Origin of the sequence: Pseudoalteromonas sp. CF6-2 (genome assembly GCF_021729425.1) — a bacterium.
GTDB lineage: Bacteria > Pseudomonadota > Gammaproteobacteria > Enterobacterales > Alteromonadaceae > Pseudoalteromonas > Pseudoalteromonas arabiensis.
Genome location: NZ_CP091442.1, coordinates 1,536,403 through 1,557,120 on the forward strand (window position 1 = coordinate 1,536,403; position 20,718 = coordinate 1,557,120).

At 39.3% G+C, this 20,718-nt stretch carries 18 protein-coding genes; 13 read left to right on the plus strand and 5 right to left on the minus strand.

The annotated features are described in order from the left end of the window. Positions 1 to 8 precede the first annotated feature (8 nt). Positions 9 to 614, minus strand: coding sequence for an aminodeoxychorismate/anthranilate synthase component II (locus tag L3Q70_RS07145; protein WP_062568862.1), 606 nt, complete (start codon positions 612 to 614; stop codon positions 9 to 11). Continuing rightward, positions 614 to 2,182 (minus strand): anthranilate synthase component 1, encoded by a 1,569-nt coding sequence (locus tag L3Q70_RS07150; RefSeq protein WP_062568863.1) that lies wholly within the window; start codon positions 2,180 to 2,182, stop codon positions 614 to 616. The genes L3Q70_RS07145 and L3Q70_RS07150 overlap by 1 nt, the downstream gene beginning before the upstream one ends. A 445-nt stretch (positions 2,183 to 2,627) precedes the next feature. Here L3Q70_RS07150 and L3Q70_RS07155 point away from each other — a divergent pair, with 445 nt between their 5' ends. The 4 genes from L3Q70_RS07155 (at position 2,628) to L3Q70_RS07170 (ending at position 5,737) form a co-directional block, all read left to right on the plus strand. Continuing rightward, the gene (locus L3Q70_RS07155; RefSeq protein WP_193988684.1) at positions 2,628 to 3,467 is read left to right on the plus strand and encodes a PHP domain-containing protein; all 840 of its coding nucleotides are present in this window, start codon (positions 2,628 to 2,630) and stop codon (positions 3,465 to 3,467) included. 9 nt (positions 3,468 to 3,476) lie between these two features. After that, positions 3,477 to 4,097, plus strand: a complete 621-nt coding sequence (locus L3Q70_RS07160; RefSeq protein WP_193988685.1) for an L-threonylcarbamoyladenylate synthase — start codon at positions 3,477 to 3,479, stop codon at positions 4,095 to 4,097. Positions 4,098 to 4,105: 8 nt separating this feature from the next. Continuing rightward, complete coding sequence (locus tag L3Q70_RS07165) at positions 4,106 to 4,942, plus strand: ScpA family protein (protein WP_237115134.1); 837 nt, start codon at positions 4,106 to 4,108, stop codon at positions 4,940 to 4,942. A 207-nt stretch (positions 4,943 to 5,149) separates the two neighbouring features. Next, entirely contained in the window at positions 5,150 to 5,737 is a 588-nt protein-coding gene (locus L3Q70_RS07170) for a hypothetical protein (RefSeq protein WP_193988686.1), read from the plus strand. A 217-nt stretch (positions 5,738 to 5,954) separates the two neighbouring features. Here L3Q70_RS07170 and L3Q70_RS07175 read toward each other — a convergent pair whose 3' ends face one another. After that, the gene (locus L3Q70_RS07175) at positions 5,955 to 6,698 is read right to left on the minus strand and encodes a cysteine hydrolase (RefSeq protein ID WP_237115135.1); all 744 of its coding nucleotides are present in this window, start codon (positions 6,696 to 6,698) and stop codon (positions 5,955 to 5,957) included. A 168-nt stretch (positions 6,699 to 6,866) separates the two neighbouring features. Between L3Q70_RS07175 and L3Q70_RS07180 the strand changes: the two genes are divergently transcribed. The 4 genes from L3Q70_RS07180 (at position 6,867) to L3Q70_RS07195 (ending at position 9,509) form a co-directional block, all read left to right on the plus strand. After that, complete coding sequence (locus L3Q70_RS07180; RefSeq protein ID WP_193988688.1) at positions 6,867 to 7,775, plus strand: AraC family transcriptional regulator; 909 nt, start codon at positions 6,867 to 6,869, stop codon at positions 7,773 to 7,775. Positions 7,776 to 7,871: 96 nt separating this feature from the next. After that, complete coding sequence (nrtS, locus tag L3Q70_RS07185) at positions 7,872 to 8,237, plus strand: nitrate/nitrite transporter NrtS (RefSeq protein WP_228074453.1); 366 nt, start codon at positions 7,872 to 7,874, stop codon at positions 8,235 to 8,237. 140 nt (positions 8,238 to 8,377) lie between these two features. Then, complete coding sequence (locus L3Q70_RS07190; protein ID WP_193988689.1) at positions 8,378 to 8,929, plus strand: cytochrome b; 552 nt, start codon at positions 8,378 to 8,380, stop codon at positions 8,927 to 8,929. Between the two features lies 1 nt (position 8,930). Then, on the plus strand, positions 8,931 to 9,509 hold the full coding sequence (locus L3Q70_RS07195; RefSeq protein WP_062568870.1) for a YceI family protein: 579 nt from the start codon (positions 8,931 to 8,933) through the stop codon (positions 9,507 to 9,509). A gap of 20 nt (positions 9,510 to 9,529) precedes the next feature. Here the strand turns inward: L3Q70_RS07195 and L3Q70_RS07200 are convergent, their stop codons facing one another. Together L3Q70_RS07200 and L3Q70_RS07205 are read right to left on the minus strand one after the other, a co-directional pair. Continuing rightward, positions 9,530 to 10,393, minus strand: a complete 864-nt coding sequence (locus L3Q70_RS07200) for a TIGR02285 family protein (RefSeq protein ID WP_062568871.1) — start codon at positions 10,391 to 10,393, stop codon at positions 9,530 to 9,532. A 682-nt stretch (positions 10,394 to 11,075) separates the two neighbouring features. Then, complete coding sequence (locus L3Q70_RS07205) at positions 11,076 to 11,510, minus strand: hypothetical protein (protein WP_237115136.1); 435 nt, start codon at positions 11,508 to 11,510, stop codon at positions 11,076 to 11,078. 272 nt (positions 11,511 to 11,782) lie between these two features. Here L3Q70_RS07205 and L3Q70_RS07210 point away from each other — a divergent pair, with 272 nt between their 5' ends. The 5 genes from L3Q70_RS07210 to L3Q70_RS07230 all read left to right on the plus strand — a co-directional run bounded on the left by L3Q70_RS07210 (position 11,783) and on the right by L3Q70_RS07230 (position 20,695). Further along, positions 11,783 to 12,358, plus strand: coding sequence for a hypothetical protein (locus L3Q70_RS07210; protein WP_062568873.1), 576 nt, complete (start codon positions 11,783 to 11,785; stop codon positions 12,356 to 12,358). 47 nt (positions 12,359 to 12,405) lie between these two features. After that, positions 12,406 to 13,347: an acetoacetate decarboxylase family protein gene (locus L3Q70_RS07215; RefSeq protein WP_237115137.1), complete on the plus strand. Its 942-nt coding sequence runs from the start codon at positions 12,406 to 12,408 to the stop codon at positions 13,345 to 13,347. 9 nt (positions 13,348 to 13,356) lie between these two features. Continuing rightward, positions 13,357 to 15,606, plus strand: coding sequence for an NAD(P)-binding protein (locus L3Q70_RS07220; protein ID WP_237115138.1), 2,250 nt, complete (start codon positions 13,357 to 13,359; stop codon positions 15,604 to 15,606). 124 nt (positions 15,607 to 15,730) lie between these two features. Next, a complete protein-coding gene (locus tag L3Q70_RS07225) occupies positions 15,731 to 17,983 on the plus strand; it encodes a TonB-dependent receptor (protein ID WP_237115139.1) in 2,253 nt (750 codons plus the stop codon). 75 nt (positions 17,984 to 18,058) lie between these two features. Next, a complete protein-coding gene (locus tag L3Q70_RS07230; RefSeq protein ID WP_237115248.1) occupies positions 18,059 to 20,695 on the plus strand; it encodes a 7TM diverse intracellular signaling domain-containing protein in 2,637 nt (878 codons plus the stop codon). The last annotated feature ends 23 nt before the right edge of the window (positions 20,696 to 20,718 follow it).

Here is a 20,718-nt window from a genome sequence, read left to right on the forward strand (position 1 = left end):
TTATTCCTCTACTGCACGCGTGCGGTTAAAAATTCAATGCTTTGCTGTAATAGCAATGCGCCATTTGGCGTTAAAATTGACTCAGGATGAAACTGATAGCCAAGGGCATTATCTTGTTGATGGTAAATTGCCATTGGAATAGTCTCATAAGAGGCAATAACTTCCACCTCATCAGGGACTTTGGTTGCCATTAATGAATGGTAACGAGCAACCGGCATTTTATCGCCCATACCCGCGAATACTGGGTGCTCATTCAACGTAATAATTGATGACTTGCCATGCACTGTTTCGCCTGCATGACCAATAACCCCACCGTAGCTTTGTGTTAGTGCTTGCTGCCCTAAACAGATACCCAGCATCGGGAAGCGGCCTTTACACAGTTCAATGAGTTCCATTAAACAACCTGCATCAGATGGTGCGCCAGGGCCAGGTGAAAGCACTAATAATACAGGTACTGTCTCTTGGCACATTTTGTCAAAGATGCTTTGTGCACTGATGTTATTACGGTATACCACTAACTGGCACCCTAACATAGAAAGTTCATCGACTAAGTTATAACTAAATGAATCAAAGTTATCTAAAAAGTAAATTTTATAGGCTGATGTTATCGTCATTATTGTGCCTCGTAAGTCGATTGAATCGCAGTGATCACAGCTTGTGCTTTAGCGCGGGTTTCATTAGCTTCTGATTGTGGATCTGAATCAAACACCACACCTGCACCTGCTTGCACGTAGGCTGTGCCGTTTTTAACAAAGGCAGAGCGAATAACAATACAGCTATCCATGGCACCATCACCGGTTAAATAACCCACTGCACCCCCATAACTGCCGCGGCGTTTTTGTTCGGTTTGACGAACTAATTCAGCAGCGCGTACTTTAGGCGCACCCACTAAGGTGCCCATGTTCATGCAAGCTTGGTAAGCATGTAGCGCATCGAGTTCAGGTTTTAAAGTACCCACAACGCGTGAAACTAAATGCATCACTTGTGAGTAGCGGTCTACTTTTAATAACTCTTTAGCGTGGCGTGTGCCTGGTACGCTAATACGGGCAACATCATTTCGCGCTAAATCAACTAACATCAGGTGCTCAGCACGCTCTTTTTGGTCGTTGCGAAGTTCAAGTTCAATACGGCTGTCTAAGTCTGGGTTAATTTGCCCATTAGCAAACTTACCACGAGGGCGAGTGCCGGCAATGGGGTATACCTCGACTTGTTTACTCTGTACACAATATTTGAGGGCTGATTCGGGTGATGCACCAAATAACACAAATTCTTCATCGCGCATGTAAAACATATATGGGCTTGGGTTTTGAAGTTTTAGTTGGCTGTAAGCATGAAGTGAGTCAGGGCAGGCAAGAGAGAAAGTACGTGATGGAACAACTTGGAAAATATCGCCATCAACGATGTTCTTTTTTAATTTGATGACATGTTCGCAGTATTGCTCGTCGTTAACATCAACAGAAATTGGGTTTGAGCCTGTTTGCTTTTGCCCCTGGTAGCTTTTGGCTTTGTCACATACAGCATTTAAACGCTCTAGCTGTTGGCCGACTTCAAAGCAGTTTGCATGTACATCTGGGCCATTAAACACATTGCCAATCAGCTCAGTTGTCTTCGCTTGGTGGTCAATGACAACGAGCGTTTCAGCTAAGTAGAAAACGTAATCTGGGCAGCTGTTTTCACCGTCAGGCACATCAGAAAGGGATTCGAAATTAGCAACCATGTCGTAGGCAAATACACCGCCTAAAAACACAGAAAACGGATTGTCTGTGGTGCTTTTAATACTATTAATGCAGCTGCGTAGGGCACTAAAAGCGTTATCAGCCACTAATTTACTGGCTTCATCGGTATCACTGGCAATCTCATCGTAGGTTAACCTTAATGTGTCTTCTACAAGCTCTACCGAGCAATTTTGCACATGACTTTGTAAGTAAGGCAGTAATTGTTTGCCGTTATTTGACTGTGCTGTGAGTGTGACCTGTTTGCCTTGGCAAACAAGTCGTAGCGCTGAGTCAACCAAAATTAGACTTTTTACACTGTCTTTAGAATCAATTTCAGCAGACTCTAACAGCAGTGAATTAGGCTTATCGAGTAAACTGTATAACGCAAGTGGGCTACTTATGTAGTCACGCACTTGAGTGATACTGGTTACTTCACCCGGTGTCGTTGTTATATGACTAAAAATCAAACCTCATTCTCCCTCATTCCCAAAAACTCTTTAAAAAACAAAACCCCGCGAAGCGATGCTTGGCGGGGTTCGTATAAAGATGCCTATAAATTAGATAGACCCTTACCGTCCCGCTAAGCCAGGCGCCACCACCAGTGATGTGTAAGAGTTGCTATGTAATTCATTATAAAACCTTAAAATTTAGATATAAAAAAACCCACTACATGAGCGGGTTTAGAAATCGTTAGACACGACAATTCGTCACCCGCTAGTTACGAGTGCCACCACCAAATTGTGATTTGAATTGTTTTGTTCATTTTTGTTGCTTATTTAACGTGTCTGAAAGTGCATACAGTAAAGCGTACCTGTGCCGATACTGTCAAGTATTAATTTACCACAATTACTATAAAAATTTTGTTATACTCACATCATTGATTCAAGAACTTACGTTAAGCAGTCTTTCCCTTTGATAAAATACGATTTACATAGCCACACCACATACTCAGATGGTCAGCTATCAGTCGAGCAATTGTTACACCGCGCGGTTGAAAAAAACATTGATGTGTTTGCAATTACCGATCACGACACGTTAAGTGCGATAAAACCTGCGCGCCAAGTCATTGCAGATGATAATTTACCGCTTACATTGATTGCTGGTGTAGAAGTATCAACAAAGTGGGAAAGCTTTGAAATTCATATAGTTGGTTTAAATGTTGACGATGACAATGAATCACTGCTGTCACTATTACACGCGCAACAAGCCAAGCGTGAAGAGCGAGCAACAGAGATAGGTCGTCGTCTTGCCAAAAATGGTTTTGATGGCATTTATGAGCAAGCTAAAACATTTGCCGAGAATGCACAAATCACACGGGCGCATTTTGCCCGTGCACTAATTGAACGTGGTGTAGCTAAAAACTTCCCGGGGGTATTTAAAAAATACTTAGGGCGAGGCAAAACAGGCTATGTACCAAGTAGTTGGTGCGATATGCAAACGGCAATTGCTGCAATTCACCAAGCCGGCGGGGTTGCCGTACTTGCACACCCTGGGCGTTATCAAATGTCGAATAAGTGGCTGCGTAAGTTAATTATTGAATTTAAAGGCGCAGGTGGCGATGCCATGGAAGTGGCACAACCACAACAAGCACCCAGTGAGCGCCAGTTTTTAGGGGAGCTTAGTCGTGAATATGGCTTACTCGCGTCGCAAGGTTCAGATTTTCATTTTCCGACCAGCTGGTTGGAGTTAGGTAAAAACTTATACTTACCAAAAGATTGCCAAGGGGTTTGGCAAGCATGGGAAGGGCAATAGGAGCGTGTAATGAGTCAGTTTTTTCATATTCATCCAGATAATCCGCAACCACGCTTAATTAGCCAAGCGGTTGATATTATTAAGCAAGGCGGCGTTATTGTATACCCAACCGATTCGGGTTATGCACTTGGCTGCAACATTGGTAATAAACAAGCGAAAGAGCGCATCGAACGTATTCGTGGTATTGAAAAACACCATAACTTTACTTTGGTCTGCCGCGACTTATCGGAGCTATCAACTTATGCTCGTGTCGATAATCAGCTGTTTCGATTAATTAAAAATAACACCCCAGGGCCATATACGTTCATCTTTAAAGGCACTAAAGAAGTACCAAAGCGCTTATTAAACGAAAAGAAAAAAACCATTGGTATTCGTGTTATCGAACATCCAATTACCTGTGCTTTACTGGCTGAATTAGGTGAACCGTTAATGTCGTGTTCTTTAATTTTACCAGGGGAGCAATATACCGAAGCTGATCCTGATGAAATTCGCGAGCGTATTGAAAAGCAAGTTGATTTAATTATTCATGGTGGGTATCTTCCTGAGCAAGCAACCACAGTGATTGATTTGTCGGATGATGATATCGAAATTCTACGTGTCGGTTGTGGTGATACTAAACCATTTGAGTAGAGACTTCATTGACTAGCCAACCGCTTGATGCGACAGATAATTTACAAGAGCCAGTACAGCAAAAGCTGCCACTGGCTTTTTTGCATGGCAAAGCGGTGGTCGATAAGCCTGAAGACTTATACATTCCACCCGACGCGCTTGAAATCATTTTAGAGACCTTTGAAGGGCCACTTGATTTACTTCTGTATTTAATCAAAAAACATAAATTGGATGTGCTAGAGCTCTCTATTTTTAGTATTACTGAGCAATACGTTAGTTATGTTGAAATGATGAGCGAGTTTCAGCTTGAACTAGCAGGTGAATACCTCGTAATGGCGGCGCTATTAGCACAAATAAAATCACGATTATTACTACCAAAACATGAAGAGCTTGAAGAGGAAGAAGACCCACGAGCTGAGCTTGTAAGACGTTTACAAGAATACGAGCAATTTAAAAAAGCCGCCGAAAATCTTGATGAAATCCCTCGCGAAGGCCGCGATATCTTTGTTGCCGAAGCGCTGGTGCCAGAATTTGCTGAGCAGAATGCCTTGCTACCTGATGTTGATATGAAGGACTTGTTAGTTGCGTTAAGTGACGTTATGGCACGGGCGAAAACATTTGAGCATCACCATATTACCGCAGAGGCCTTGTCTACCCGTGAACGCATGAGTCTTATATTAGATAAACTTTCAGAAGCTCAATTACAATTACCTTTTCACACTCTTTTTACCATTGAAGAGGGGCGAAGCGGTGTTGTGGTAAGCTTTATCGCCATGTTAGAGCTGGTGAAAGAAAACCTGATCAGCTGCTTTCAGGTAGATGCCAGTAGCCAGATTTATGTTGGTTTGGTGGAAGAAAGCGAATAGCTGTAAGCTTTAAGTCAAACAAGTGGCTTGAAATAGAGTTCAAGGTTAGCCCCATAGGAAGCAATTCTGAATCTATCTTTAGTCTTTTACTAAGCTTTTTTAGCTAGTTCTTGTGTTTGAAATCTATAGTTCATGTGAGTCCTTAAATGATGTTAATTTAGAATTTGGTACGTACGAGATACACTACAATGAAGCTAAGAGATTTAAATGAAAGCCATTGAAAAAGTTACAGTAGTAAAAGAGATATTTCTTATGCTAGCAGCTATCTGTGTTGCTGCTTGGGCTGTTTATGGTACGTGGATTAAACGAGAAGAAAGTATTGCTGAACTTCAGGTTGTTGAGCTCCGACAAAAAACTAACCTAGCGTCTAGTGCACTAACTAATATTAATGTACAACAATTTATGACAGAGGGAGGAGTTGTTTTAGCAATAGGCATCACTCTGGAAAACATTGGCAATGAGGATGTTCGAGTTTTGCTTGATAATAATTCTATTTTAGTTGCAAAAATGGACTTTAAAGATGGACACGTTACCTACAACGAACCTGTGTATTTAGGGCATTCGAGATATCAAGGTAAAAATAAAATTGCTTTGCCTTTTATTGATATAGGACCTCGTGAAAAATATGATATCTCTTATGCTTATAAGGTAAGCAAGCCAGGAATATATTTGGTTAGATTTCTTTCTACGATGCATAGCAAGAGTATTGACGTGAAGATTGCAGAAAATTTTGGTGAAGGTGATTTCGTAAAATATAGTACAGGTATAGAGCGGATTGTAAACGTGCAAGAGTGATCTGTCTTATAGCTGAAAGTGAATTATCCGAGTATTAAAGAGTAATTCATAGTGATTGGTTTTATCGGCTTAAGTTCTAGACTATAAATTAAACTCTTTTTCGCCCAGATTATGCTGCCGCAAAGAGATTAATTAATATAAAAAATGATGAATGATTTTAAAAAAGGCGATTTTTAAAAGTATCGCCTTTTTAATTTTCGCTACAAGTAAAGTTTGATTAGATTTTTGTCATTAGCTTTACTGTTTCTTTGGTATTTCGAACTGAATTTGCAATCATCCGAAAATTAATTAAAGAAGCTTCATAAGCATTCATGCCTGGCAGAATTGCACCTGCGGTTGCATCTGAAACAACTTGTACTTCAAAGCCTTGCTCCATAAGTTCTCTTAAGTGAGATTCTGTACATAAATTAGATGACATACCTGCAAGTATTACTTTACCGATCCCTCTTTTTCTGAGCTGTAAGACAAGATCGTTAGAGTCAGGGCCGTACATTTTATGAGGGCTGGTAACTATCGTTTCACCATCATTTATGTATTTTTTATATTTTGGTAGCCAATCAGCCCCTGAATTTTTAAATCCATCAAGTGATAATGCATCTTTACGATCAAACATGTTGATATTGTGCATAAGCACTTCTAATGAACCTTGATGTTGCCATTTATGATCATGTGGGTAGTAGTAGTGAGGAGAGATAAACAGAGGAATATCTTTCTTTTTAGCGGTCTTCATTAAAGATTCGAGGTTTTCAACAGTGTTATTTTTCGTGACACTTTCACCCACCACACCCCAAGTAACACCTTTAGGGCTTAAAAAATCCACTTGTGGATCTGTAATAACAACAGCCGTATTACCCCGAGAATACTCCATACCAGGGTTTGGTAATCCATCAGCATAAGCTGTTGAGATACTCAATACGCTCATTGTGATAGCGAGGCTTAACTGTTTAATACTAAATTTCATAATTACACCTTTTTGTTTACTTGTTTTAGCGCATTTATTATCACTACTAAACGAGAAATTCTTAATGTCTTAGCGTCCACAATTAGTGCTATAGCGCTTTAAGTTGTTTCACTTGCGTATTCAAAAGCTTACTATTTGAATATCGAGTGTAATGACAGGCAAATGTTGATGGATGCATTAAGTGTAGTTTTAAGAGATATTCATTTACGCGGAAGTGTTTATTTTAAAGAGTGCTTTCAATCACCTTGGGGATTGAGCGTAGCCTCAAGTAAAAAAGCTGCTTTTCATATAATTGATAAAGGGAGTTGCTGGTTAAATATTAAAGGCCGTGATGAGCAGATAAAGTTGCTGGCAGGGGATGCTGTTATTTTACCTCATGGTACTGAACATCAGTTATTAGATAATCCTAATTCTGATTGCCTACCAGCGGTGCAGGTCGTTGAAAAAATTCACAAGGGTGAAAATCCATTCTTAGGGAGTGATGGTCAATTTAATATTGTTTGCGGTTATTTTGAGTTTGATCGTGACTCTAATCATGCATTTGTTGACTCATTGCCAGAGTTGATTCACATCACGCAGGAATATCGGCATAGCTATAGTTGGTTGAACGCCGCAATTAAAATGTTAACAAGTGAAAGTGCTAATAATAACCTCGGAAAAGAGGTGCTTATTGACCGATTGACAGATGTTTTGTTTATTCAAATTATTCGTTGTTATATAGAACATAATAAAGAACAAGAGAATTTTATCGCAGCGCTCAACAGTGGCAGTCTAAATAAAGTTTTGTGTTTACTTCATGAAAGCCCAGAACTAAATTGGACATTAGCTTCTTTAGCAGAGGTATGTAATATGTCCCGTTCAAAATTTACAACCCGCTTTAAAGAGTCGGTAGGCGTTACACCAATGAAGTACTTGCTGGCGAGACGAATGTTCAAAGCAAAGCAGTTAATTAGTCAAACACAGTATTCTTTAACATCGATTTCAGAGATGGTGGGCTATCAATCTGAAAGCTCCTTTAAAAGTGCCTTTAAACAGTTTTTTGGAAAAACGCCCTCTAATTATCGTTCTAAGTTGTGATGATAAAAGCGGTCAGTCTTTTATAATAAATCATTAGGAATAGTTTTTGTGTTTTAAAGGTCATTTAATGAGTCTTTAAACTCACAAGAGCATATCGTGATCAAATCAATTCTATTTTTAAAGGTCGCACTTAACAGAACAACCTTAGTTACAGGTATTAAGACTGCCCTTATTGTGGGTATTTTCTTAAACATAATTAATCAAGGCGATCTCATTCTAAGTATGAAATTAGCCGATATTCATTGGCTAAAACTAGCACTGACCTTTTGTGTACCATTTTTTGTGTCTGTGTACTCTGCAACAATAGCCCGTTTAAGATTTGACCCTGGAACAAGAGCATGGGTTGAAGCGCAGCTAAGTTGTGGCAAATGCAATAAGGTGTCGTTGCATGTACTAAAAAATCACTTAGTCGGTGAGTGTAGTAAATGCAGAGACGAAACGCTTTGGCACAAAAACCATTAACTCTTTTTGTTTAAGCGAAATCATATATAGCTTAAACAAATGTGTGCGTAAATGCACAGATGATGTTTGTTTAACGCTATTTTAATTGCAAATAAGCTAGGCTATTCTACCAGTAGGAATAGCGATTTTCGGAAAAGAGTATGTTAAGCAACACTAAAACCAGCTACGGATGGGTAGCAATTGCACTTCATTGGTTAATGGCTCTTGGGGTATTTGGCCTGTTTGGCTTAGGTGTCTATATGGTTGAGCTAACTTATTATGATGCTTGGTATAAAGGCTCCCTTGATTTACATAAAAGTGTAGGGATTACCTTAGCTGCTGTTTTACTTTTTCGTTTTGGTTGGCGGTTACTCGGTACACAACCTGAACCGGTATCTAATACTAAAACCATGAACTTTATTGCTCACTCAGTACATAAAATAATTTATCTATTACTTATCGTCATTGTTATAACGGGTTATTTAATCTCGACAGCAGATGGACGTGCTATTGACGTATTTAATTTATTTGCTGTACCCGCGTTGCCAGGTTCAATTGCTAATCAAGAAGATATTGCAGGTGAAATTCACTTTTATGCCACATACGGGCTGATAGGTGTTGTTGTTTTACATGCATTAGGGGCACTAAAACATCATTTTATCGATAAAGATAAAACCTTAACTAGAATGATCAAACCACTAAAGGATGATTAATATGAAAAAGTTACTTTTAAGCACGGCATTAAGTGCGGCGTTATTTTCTACTGCAAATGCGAATGCAGCAGACTATGTGATTGATACAGACGGTGCCCATGCATTCGTTACTTTTAAGATTAAACACTTAGGCTATAGCTGGCTGCATGGCCGCTTTAACACTTTTTCAGGTGATTTTAGCTACGATGATAAAAAGCCTGATGCCTCTAAAATCAATGTAACGATTGAAACAAAGAGTATTGATTCTAACCACGCTGAACGTGATAAGCACCTACGTGGTAAAGACTTTTTAAATGTAGATAAGCACCCAACAGCGACGTTTAAAAGTACTTCAATTAAATTTGACGAAGAGGGTGATGAAGCTGATGTAACGGGTGAATTCACTTTAAATGGCGTCACTAAAACGATTACCTTTGAAATTGATAAAATAGGTGAAGGTAAAGATCCATGGGGGGGTTACCGTGTTGGTTTTGAAGGTGAAACAAGCCTAAAACTTGCTGACTACGGCATTGATTACAACCTTGGACCTGCATCTACACATGTGGATATTGGTTTATTTATTGAAGGTGTTCGTAAGTAACATTGTTTTAAAAGTGCCGCTTAATGAGCGGCACTTTCATTTCTATCCTTGAGCCTTTTCTCTAAAATTGGTTTTAAATTATCAGGTAACCAGCGCACTAAAATATCGTGATATTCTTGTGTATGTGCGATTTTTTCTAATGCAACATCTAATTGGCTAATAATGTGCCGGCCTTGTTCATTATTGGTGCAACCAATAAACCCCTCACTTAACTTGGGTGCCTCCGTAAGAGTGAGTTGTGTTAGTTTGTCTTCGAAGCCCATTGAATGAGCTAGATAATAGTGCTCGCTTGGATAACCCAATAGAATATCAATGCGTTTTTTACTTAGCATGTAAGTAAGGCTCGCTAAAGTATCACTGCCTGGGCGAAATATTATATTGGCATCATGATTGGTGTTTATCACGTCATCAATACTTTTACCAAACGAGCGGCTCATAGATACCCCAAGTGCAAGGTGGTTATCATTTAGCAGAGCTTTTAAAGAAATTGCTTTACTGGGGTCTAAATCGAGCGCTTTAATTAGCTCTTTTCGTATGGCTATTGATGGGGATAATCCAATTGTTGAGGTATGAGAGCTAAAAGCAATGTGCTGTTTACGATGCTCATTTTGATACAACGACAACATACAGTAATTGTTTTGTGGATTCGAAAGTTCGTGTATCACACGACTCGACGGATAAAGGGTATGTGTGAATCGATAATCGGGTAACGCTTTTTCTATCATTTTCATGACACTTTCGTCCCGTCCAGTACCTTCATAACGGTCATTCATGATGTAATAGGGTGCGAAATCAACGACTACCCATTGAATGGTTTTTGTTTGTTTTTCGGCGAATGAAGCTGCACAAAAAAAGAATAGTAAAAGAACACAGGCACGGCGCATCTTACTACCTATTAATAGTTAAAAATATAAGTGTAGCAGGGTTTTAGCTCAATGCAGAGAAGTAAAAACTAAAACGCCAGCAGAGCTGGCGTTTTTCGGTTTAGTTGGCTTTTAGCCATTTCACAAATTGGCGGGCATCACTGGCCTTTTGGAAAATGGCGTTTTTCAAGCCTTGCGTGTCACTAAAAATTACACGCTGTTTGTTAACCGATATTGACTGCACAGGATGTGCAATTTGGATCAGGGACCCATTGTATTTATATGACATAATAAAACTCACTCTTTCTGTTTGTCAGATTCTGTAGAGCTTTAAAGGCAGTTAAAAAATACAGTCTGACATTTGTTGTCTTGCGTACAGTGTTGACTAAGTTTGTGACAGTTTGGTGATAATTTTGAAATTCATCAAATTGTCATTTGGTAACACGACGTCGCAAGTATTTATACGAATATGCGGGAATTACTGGATCAAGGTAAGGGGTTAACCGCGAGGTTTCTAAAAACCAGACAACTAGACTACTTCACGAATGTTTTTTATGCAAGCTTTATTTTTAAAAAATCTACTTTAAATAGTGGCTTTTAATGTAGTGCTATAACTGCGTTATTTTTAAGGGAAGTGCTCGTTTACTCAAACTATAAAAGACAAGCAAATAGACGTATTTACTTGTCTTTTAAATGTTTGCTGTTAATTAAGTACTTTAATTTGCTCAACTGAGGATACGTCTACATGAGTTTGGTAATAGTATTTATTTGTAGCTCGTCCTTGTGAGATGAAGTCTATTGTCACGCGTTTTGCTTCTCCCGTGACTTCTATCTCTTTATCAATAAAAAATGTCTCCGGAGATTCACCATATTTTTTAGTGAGTTCAGGTACAACTTTATAGTTTAAGGCAACTGTAATTGACCTTCTATCACGGTAATCTTCTTCAGTATTTAAAAAAACGTCACCGCTGTGTTTTCCGGCGGCTTTAATATGAAATTTAAATATGCCTTTAACACTGTCTGGCGCACTCGCTTCACTTAAAGCAATCACGTCCATTGTATTACTGGTATCTATACGTGAGGGTGATGAGCTACATGCAGCCAATGCTAATGTAGAGAGTAAAAGTAAGTATTTCATATTTAACTTCCTTGTAAGTGTTTAAATGATGTTTATTGGGTACAAATCGGCAGTTAGAGTAATTGTTCAATATGTCAAAAGCAACAGGATTATCTTTATTTATTAATTAGTTTTATGCAGTAGTCAGCAAAGGTCTCTACAGTCTTTCAAGTTAATCCATATCAATTTGAAGGGGATAGCTTGCCCAGGCTTAATATAGCTGGATGTTTTTTTGAAACAGGCGTATTCTAATCGGGACAACAAAAATAATATTTAATAATAGAAGTAGATTCATGAATTACCTCTTGGTAACAGACATTTTTGGTAAAACTGCTCACCTAACACAGCTTGCCCTGCAGCTTAAAAATCGAGTTAGAATGTGCGACCCATATATGGGGCAAATACAATTGCCAACAAATGAATCAGCCCAATATCAGCACTTTTTGAATGAGTGTGGGCATGACACCTATTTCGAGCGTGTCCACTTTACATTAACAACGATAAAACGTCCTACAACGATTATTGCTTTTAGCGCAGGAGCATCAGCAGCGTGGCGAGCACAAGCAGAACTACATAACCCTTTTATAAAGCAGCTCATTGCTTTTTATCCTTCGCAAGTGAGACACCACCTTTCGTTGAATGCGAATATACCTTGTCGATTTATTTTTCCACACAGCGAAGCGCATTTTGATATCAAGCCTGTGGTGGCAGCTTTAAACGAAAAGGAACGGGTAGAGTGCAGTATAAGTGAATATGCGCATGGCTTTATGAATGCTTTATCTGAAAATTTTGATTTAAATGCTTATAAGTATTTTACCTCGCACTTACTTGCAAATGAGACAAGCTCAGCGCAATCAATACCTAATTAGAAAATCTGGTCTATAGTCATTACTAAATAATAATTAAAGTAATTACTATGTCTACAAATCAAACATACAGCCACTTTTTATCTAACCCTGTAGCTAAACCTCCATGCAGGATGCTCAATGCGAACATGTATGGCTTTTTTGTTTCCGCTTCTGAGCAAAAAATGCAGCATTATGTCGATGTTACGCTTAATAAACTTGCCAATGACTCGACAACGTTTAATGTTTTAGGGGAAACCTGCTTACTCACATTCACCGATATTGAAAAAATATCGTCACTTGCAGCACCTTTTTCTGAACATGGCTGGATGCAGGAAACGGATATTATCATTTGGTTGCCTATCGCTAAAATGTTACATGGCGATATTAGCTATCTGTATTGGTACCCTGCATTTATTAGTGTGAATAATGTTTATGCGCTGATCAATGGTCGTGAAACATGGGGGTACAATAAATATCTGTGTGACTATGAAATGCCCAGTAACATTGATGATAGCGGGCGATTCTCAGTGTCCTTGCAGTGTTTTGATAAGTTTTCGCCTGACTCCATGTTAGCTCAGCATGAGTTGCTCACTATAACGCGAGTGATAAAGCAAAAGCCCGAGAGTTTGTTAGATAATGTGGAGCAATTTGCAGAGCGTGTCGCCTCGGTTTTAAGTGATGACTACACAGGGATTGATTTATCCTTGTTAAAGCAATTACTTGATGGTTTCATTCATCCTCAAATGGACCAAATTTTATATAAACAATTTCCTGATGGTGAGGGTGAAAATTCTGTTTATAAAGCTGTTGTCCACTCACCCTCAGTGATAAAAAAAATTCATCAGCTAACGCTTTTAAAAAATGATTACAGCCTTAATGTTAATTTTTTAGCGAGCTTTCCGCTAAACGATATGTTTGGTATTGCTCTTGGTAAGCAAGCTGTACACCTACCGTTTTATGTCAGCATGGACTTTGATCAACTTGGCGCAACTGAAATTTTATCTGCGTAAGGGAATAGTATGCAAAAAGAAAAAATTACCATAGTGGGTGGAGGAGTAGCTGCAATGACAGCTGCAGTTTACTTAACTGAACAGGCTGATTGGCAACAAAAGCGTGAAATTACAGTTTATCAACAAGGTTGGCGATTAGGTGGCAAGGGCGCGAGTGGGCGCAATAGCCATTTTGCAGAGCGTATTGAAGAGCATGGATTGCATGTTTGGTTTGGTGCATATGTAAATAGTTTTCGTACTTTGCAAGGAGTGTATAACTCATTAAACAGGCCAGCTACACGTCCACTTGCTACATGGCAAGAAGCATTTAAACCCCATAGCTTTATTGCCCTGCAGGAGTACATTGATAACGAGTGGCAAACGTGGCCAATTGATTTTCCGACAGTTGCAGGCAACCCAGCAGATGGAAGTTTAGACATCACTGTGTGGGATTTTGTAACCATGACTTTGGCTTGGTTAAAAAAGTGGACTGAAGACATCGAAGAAATATGCGAACAACATCACGCTGAAACAAGATTGGTGACAAAAAAATCGCGGGATCAATCATTACTTAAATACATGTATCAGAAAATTAAAACTGATATTGATCATACCCTAAGTAGTACTAAGCAATTTATTAATGATATTGAGTCAGATGCTGGTGAGATTATCTCAAGTCCTCGTTCACTATTGACGCATTTACTGCAATTTTCTTCGCAACAAACAACGCACACCGACACACAAGCCGATCGTTTAGTTATCTGGTATATCGTACGAAAACTGAAACGTTGGTTTAAAGCCCAAGTGATTGACTTATTGGATGACAGCCCAGAACTACGTCGACTTTTTATTAGTGCAGATTTAGCGATTGCAATGCTAACAGGGCTTATAAAAGACAAAGTTTATCGAGATGGTTTCGCCGTTATTAATTGTTACGACTTTCGACAATGGCTTGAGAAAAATGGCGCGAATAAAGCCTATAGTGTGAACTCTGCGCCAATCAGAGGCTTTTACGATTTGGTTTTTGCTTATCCAGATGGTGATTTTAATAAACCCGATGTTGAAGCGGGTGTGGCTGCACTTGCCATGTTGCGTATAGGTCTTTGTTATAAAGGCGGGGTAATGTGGAAAATGCAAGCAGGTATGGGAGATGTGATATTTGCACCAGTTTACGAGCTTTTGAAAAAACGGGGTGTGAAATTTAAATTTTTCCATCAACTCACCAACCTTGAAGCCGGTCAGGACACACAGGGTAAGGCGGTCGTTTCAAAGGTTGAGCTATGCCAACAAGTTAAGCTGGCAGTAGGAGAGTATGAACCTTTAGTCGACGTTAAAGGTTTACCGTGCTGGCCAAGTGAACCTATTTTTTCACAGATTGAGCCAAGCCAGGCTCATTTACTTCAGGAATACCAAATAAACCTAGAGTCTTTCTGGACTTCTTGGCCTGAGGTGTATGAAGAGCAGTTTAAGAAGCCTCTCCCTAGTATTAAATTAACTCATGGGGTCGATTTCGATATACTTATTTTAGGCGTATCAGTTGCGTCACTTGAGCACCTTGCCAGTGAGTTAATTGAGTTAGATAGCAATTTAGCAAAGCAATCGCAGCAGGTAAAAAGTGTTGCTACGCAAGCTTGTCAGGTATGGCTAAATAAAACTGATCAGCAGTTAGGGTTTGATTACACCGTACTGAGTAAAGAGAAGCCAATTCTTAGTGGTTTTGTTGAGCCATTTGATACATGGGCAGCGATGGCTAATTTAATCGATAAAGAAGACTGGCCAAAACATAATGCCCCTGTAAATATCGCTTACTTTTGTAGTGCACTGAGCTGCAATAGCTACCCAGTAGCAACAAATCATCAGTTTCCAATTAAAATGAAAGAAGCTGTTAAAGCGAATATGAAAAATTTATTTAACCTTGATATGTCAGCCTTATGGCCAAACGCTTACGACAGTAATAATCAGTTTGATTGGCAAGTTTTTTTTAATGACCCAAGCAGCATTTTACCTGTATTCGAGCAACAGTACTGGCGGGCAAATATTGACCCGAGTGAGCGTTATGTTTTGTCGGTGACAGGGTCTAGCCAATACCGCTTAGCCACGGATGGTACCATGTTTAATAATTTAAGAATTACAGGAGACTGGATTAAAACAGGTGTTAATGCGGGCTGTGTTGAAGCGGCTGTGATGGCCGGAATGCAAACCTCAAGGTCGTTATGCGGTTATCCAGAAATTATTAGTGGTGAGTATGCATTTGAAAAAACAGATAAGAGCATTAAATGAGGGCTAAATAGTTTGATATTTCACAAATTATGTGTGAATTATGCGACTTTAGTCTTTTATATGGTCTATACTTACGTTAATTACAAGAATTTAACAAGTTTCCCTCTTTTAAGGTCTGACCAATATGAAGCGTCACTATCTTATTGGCCCAACATTACTCGTATTATTGCTTGGTAATGGAGTAACTAGCGAAGTTGCTCATGGGTCTGAGACTGTAAAAGACATGGAAGTTATCAGTGTTTATGCGCAAAAGCGTCCTCAAGCAATTGAAGATGTGGGCGTTGCTGTCAGCCAAGTGAGTGGCCAAAAATTAAAGAATCAACATTTTAAAGATTCGACTGAAATCGCCTTATTTGCGCCCAATGTAAAAATAACTCAAAACGCTGCTGAGGGGACGCCACCGGCTGTAAGTATACGTGGGGTCGGTTTGCTTGATTATAATACGGCCAACACCTCACCTGTGGGTATGTATTTAGATGGCGTTGCAGTTGGCTCTGCCAATAACCAAATCATTAATTTATATGACATAGACCAGCTCGATATACTGCGAGGTCCACAAGGCACACTATTTGGACGTAACTCCACCGGTGGAGCAATTCTGATCCGTACTAATCGCCCAGAGTTTGATAGCTATGGCGCACTAACGCTTGGCATAGCCAATAATAATGCGACCAGTATTGATGGTATTTGGAATCAGCAAGTCAGTGATACAAGTGCGCTACGCTTTGCTGTTAATTATCAAGATTATGACTATTCCACAGAAAACATTTTCAGTGATTCACCCGAAGCGGGAATGGAGCAAAAAAATGCCCGTGTGTCATTTTTAACGCAATGGGACAAGGTTGATGTGTACTTACAAGCACACATCGAAGATTGGGATGGAATTGTACAACCTGTTGGTAATATTGGCATTGTAGCTAACCCACTCACTGGTGAATTATGCTCCCCTAGCGAAGCAGGCTCAACGCGTTGTTTTGATAGTTTTGGTTTTAATGATGGCAGTGACGACTTCTTTACTGTGAGTGTAAATAACGATTCACCACACAGCTCGGATGGTTATGGCTTTATTGGGGAAGTGAATTGGCATCTTAGTGAGCAAAGTACGTTTACTTCACTGTCAAGTTTTAACGATTTAGAACGCAGCCATGCATTTAACTGTGATGGCTCCCCAGCTCGTTTATGCGAAGGGGTGTTAGGTTTAGATACTCAGCTATTTAGCCAAGAGTTTAGGCTACTAAATGAATTTGAAAACTACACGCTCACCAGTGGTGTCTATTTTGCTGATGAAAACATAAAACAGGACAACCTTAACGATATTTTACGCGATCTGCGCGGCATTTTACCTAGCAACTTAACGGCAACGTTTATCTACGACAACGAAATTAGTATGCAAAACCTTGCGCTTTTTAGCCAGATAGAAGTACCGTTTGCTACACGCTGGATAATAAGTGCAGGACTGAGGTACGATTACGAATCACTCGATTATCACTCCATAGCAACCTTAAATACTGTGATAGACCCTACCAATCTAGAGGGAGTTAATGTGCCTTTTTATGAGGTTGTAGACTCTCAATCTGATAACGGTGTAACAAGGCAACTTACCATTAACTATGCGCTCAGCGATGCAACTAATATGTATTATCGGTTTGCCAATGGGAGTAAAAGTGGTGGCTATAATGGCGGGTTTTTATCGTCAGAAGAACAAGCTATTTTAGCTAATTATGGCAAAGAGCGACTGAATGCGCATGAAGTGGGTTTAAAATCATGGTGGCCGAAGCAGAACTTGAGAATGAACTGGGCTGGTTTTTATTATGATTACAATGATCAGCAAGTATTTATGAATCAGCCGTCAGAAACACCGCAAATGCCACCCGTACAATTGCTTGAAAATGTCGGTAACTCAATTATTTATGGTCTTGAAAGCGAAGTTTATTACCAGCCATACAATGATTTAGCCTTGGTTTTAACGGTAGGCTATATTCCGCATGCTGAATTTGAAGAGTATGTTGATCCACTCGGAAACAGTATTACTGATAACCGCTTGCCTTTTACATCTAAATGGAATGTTGCCGCAAGCCTGCAATATGATACTTATATAGCCAACAACCCACTTACGGCTTCTCTAAGTTACGATTATCAGTCTGATTTTTACTTTGATCAGAATATGAATTCTTATGCGCACCAAGAAGGTTTTAGTATCGTAAATGCCAACGTGAAATATGATGTCGATAATTGGTCATTTATCTTGTGGGGGAAAAACCTATTTGATACTGAGCATAGCCAACTGAAGTTCGATTTAAGCTCGTTCTTGGGCATGTTAGAAGATTTCAAAGGTGAGGGGCGTCGTTATGGTTTCGATGTTGCCTATCATTTTTAATCGAGTTGTTCTTGCTTAAGAGATAGATGAATGAGATTTAAGTTCTATGTAGGCAGTCTGCTTTTTCTTCTTAGCATGATGTTTTCGGCCAATGCTGCGCAAACTTATGTTTATACAGATGACTCAGCTGAGCAGAATTTACATGATGTTGGGCAAGTACTCATGGCAAAGGATAATATGTTTCCTCAGTCAGCGGCTAACATTAACCAGTGGCAGTCAAGTAAAACACCTCAATCTCGCATTAGTTCGGTGGGCGGGAGTTATTGGCTGATCGTTAAGATAGATAACCAAAGTAACAGAGAAGATTTGGTGCTCTATCCTTACAATACGCTTGTATCGAAAATTGAAAGTCGTGTCTATGACCTAACGGATCCTAGTAAACCTGTTCAGCACTATCTTACAGGAGGTGTCGAGAGAAACCAGTTTGCATTCCATTATGGTAATCGGCTAACCCTAGAAAAGGGAAAGCAGTATGTATTGATTACTTACTTTGAAAGTGATTATTTTTATACGCCTGCAAAACTTGTGTTAACGCCGTACCAGAGTTATTTTGATACTATCACTGTAGAGAATATGGTGATGATGCTGTGCTTTGGAGTTGGCATTGCGCTTGGTTTATATAATTTGTTAATTTACCTTGTTTCCAGAGATGTCACTCACCTTTATTATGCGCTCTTTACTGCTTCATGGGTGTTCGCGTGGAGTCATTTTTTTCATATATCTGACCAATTATTTGGCTATTACAATCCTCATTTGCATTGGCTCGGTTTCGCACTAACGCCACTCACAAATATATTATTTTATAATAACCTACTGAAATTAAAAGAGACTTTTCCAAAGCTTGCACAGCTGTCAATGACTGTGGGTGTTATTGCGACACTCGGTATTCCTTTTTGTATTTTATGGCCAAGTTTTGGTTTCTACTGGTCTACGGTGGTCACGGGTATTGCACTGTGTTTGGGTTTATACATTGGTGTGCGCTGTATGCTTAAAGGATTTAAACCAGCACGTTACTTTGTGTTGGCTTATCTTGCGATGATGCTACCAAATATGGTTGGTAATTTAACTAACCTTGGCTTGTTGCCAGCGACAACGGTTAACTTATATTTGCTCGGTCTAATCGGCACGGCGATGGATGCTATGTTACTGGCTTTTGCTGTTGCTGATAAATTTAGGCTACTGCACGATGATAATGTTGAACTGACCAAAAACTTAGAAGAAAAAGTACATTCTCGAACATTAGAGCTTGAACAACTTGCTGATGAATTACGCGATGCTAACCAAGCGAAAAGCCGTTTTCTTGCTAATATTAGCCACGAAATTCGCACGCCCATGACCTCTATAATTGGTTATGCGGACGGTATAATGCTCGGTGATATAAAACCCCATGAACGTAACCATGGTATTGGGGTTATTTTACAAAATAGTCGGCATGTGCTTGGTTTAATTAATGATATTTTAGATATGTCAAAAATTGAGGCTAACAAGCTTGAGATTGAACTGATAGAAACGGACTTATTTGCCACAATTGCCAATATTGAATCCCTAATAGGTAAACAAATTCGTGATAAAGGCCTTAAATTTAGTGTTGATTATCAATTTCCTTTACCTGATTACATTGTCACTGATCCAAGTCGATTAAGACAGATCTTGTTGAACCTAACAACTAATGCGCTCAAATTTACGCAAGTGGGGCGCATTACACTGTCGGTAAGTTGTGATAACGATATTCTTACTATCAGTGTTAAAGACACAGGTATTGGTATGACAGATGCTGAGCAAGCATCGCTGTTTAGTGCGTTTTACCAAGCTGACTCGTCTATCTCACGTCAGTATGGTGGGACAGGGCTGGGTTTAAATATTTCGAAAAGTTTAGCAGCAAAACTCGATGGCGACATTAGTGTTAAGAGTCATGTAGGCTCAGGCAGTGAATTTATATTGTCGATGGCAGTCTACAAAACAGAAAAAACACGTTGGCTAAATAACATTAGTGAAGTCAGGCTGGTAGAAACATCGCCATTTTGTAAATTAGATGAACCAGAAAATTTAAAAGGTCATGTACTTCTCGCTGAAGATCATCCAGATAACAGGCGTTTAATTGCACGAATTCTAGAACGGATGGGCTTGACAGTAACCACGGTAGAAAATGGTAAAGATGCTGTCCAACAAACGTTAGAAAATACCTTCGATTTGATTTTATTGGATATACAAATGCCGATAATGGACGGTCAAGAAGCATTAAAAATGATGCAAGCAACAGGGGTGACAGCACCTATTATTGCGCTGACTGCAAATACTATGAAACATGAAATTGAGCGTTACATGAAGCAAGGATTTGTCGATTTAATTGCAAAGCCGATAGATCGAAATGCTTTTAGCCATCAAATTTCCAGCTATTTGGACTGCGACGAATTAAGCGATATCAAATTACCAGATAAAGAGTTTCAAGTTTTAAAAGATGATTATATAAAAGGGCTTGAGGATCAGTATCGAGAAATGCGTGAGCAGTACAAAGTTATGGATATTGATGGCTTGAGTAAAAATGTTCACATGCTAAAAGGCGCTGCTAATATGTTTGAATGTGAGCAACTATATGTGAAAGCCGTTGCGGTGGATACGGCACTTAAAAATGACACGGTGACTTTAGATGCGCAGCTCTTTACCTCTTTGTTTTGCGCCATGCAAGATGAAATCACTAAAGTGAATTATTAATGCCTTGAATAGTGACTATTCGC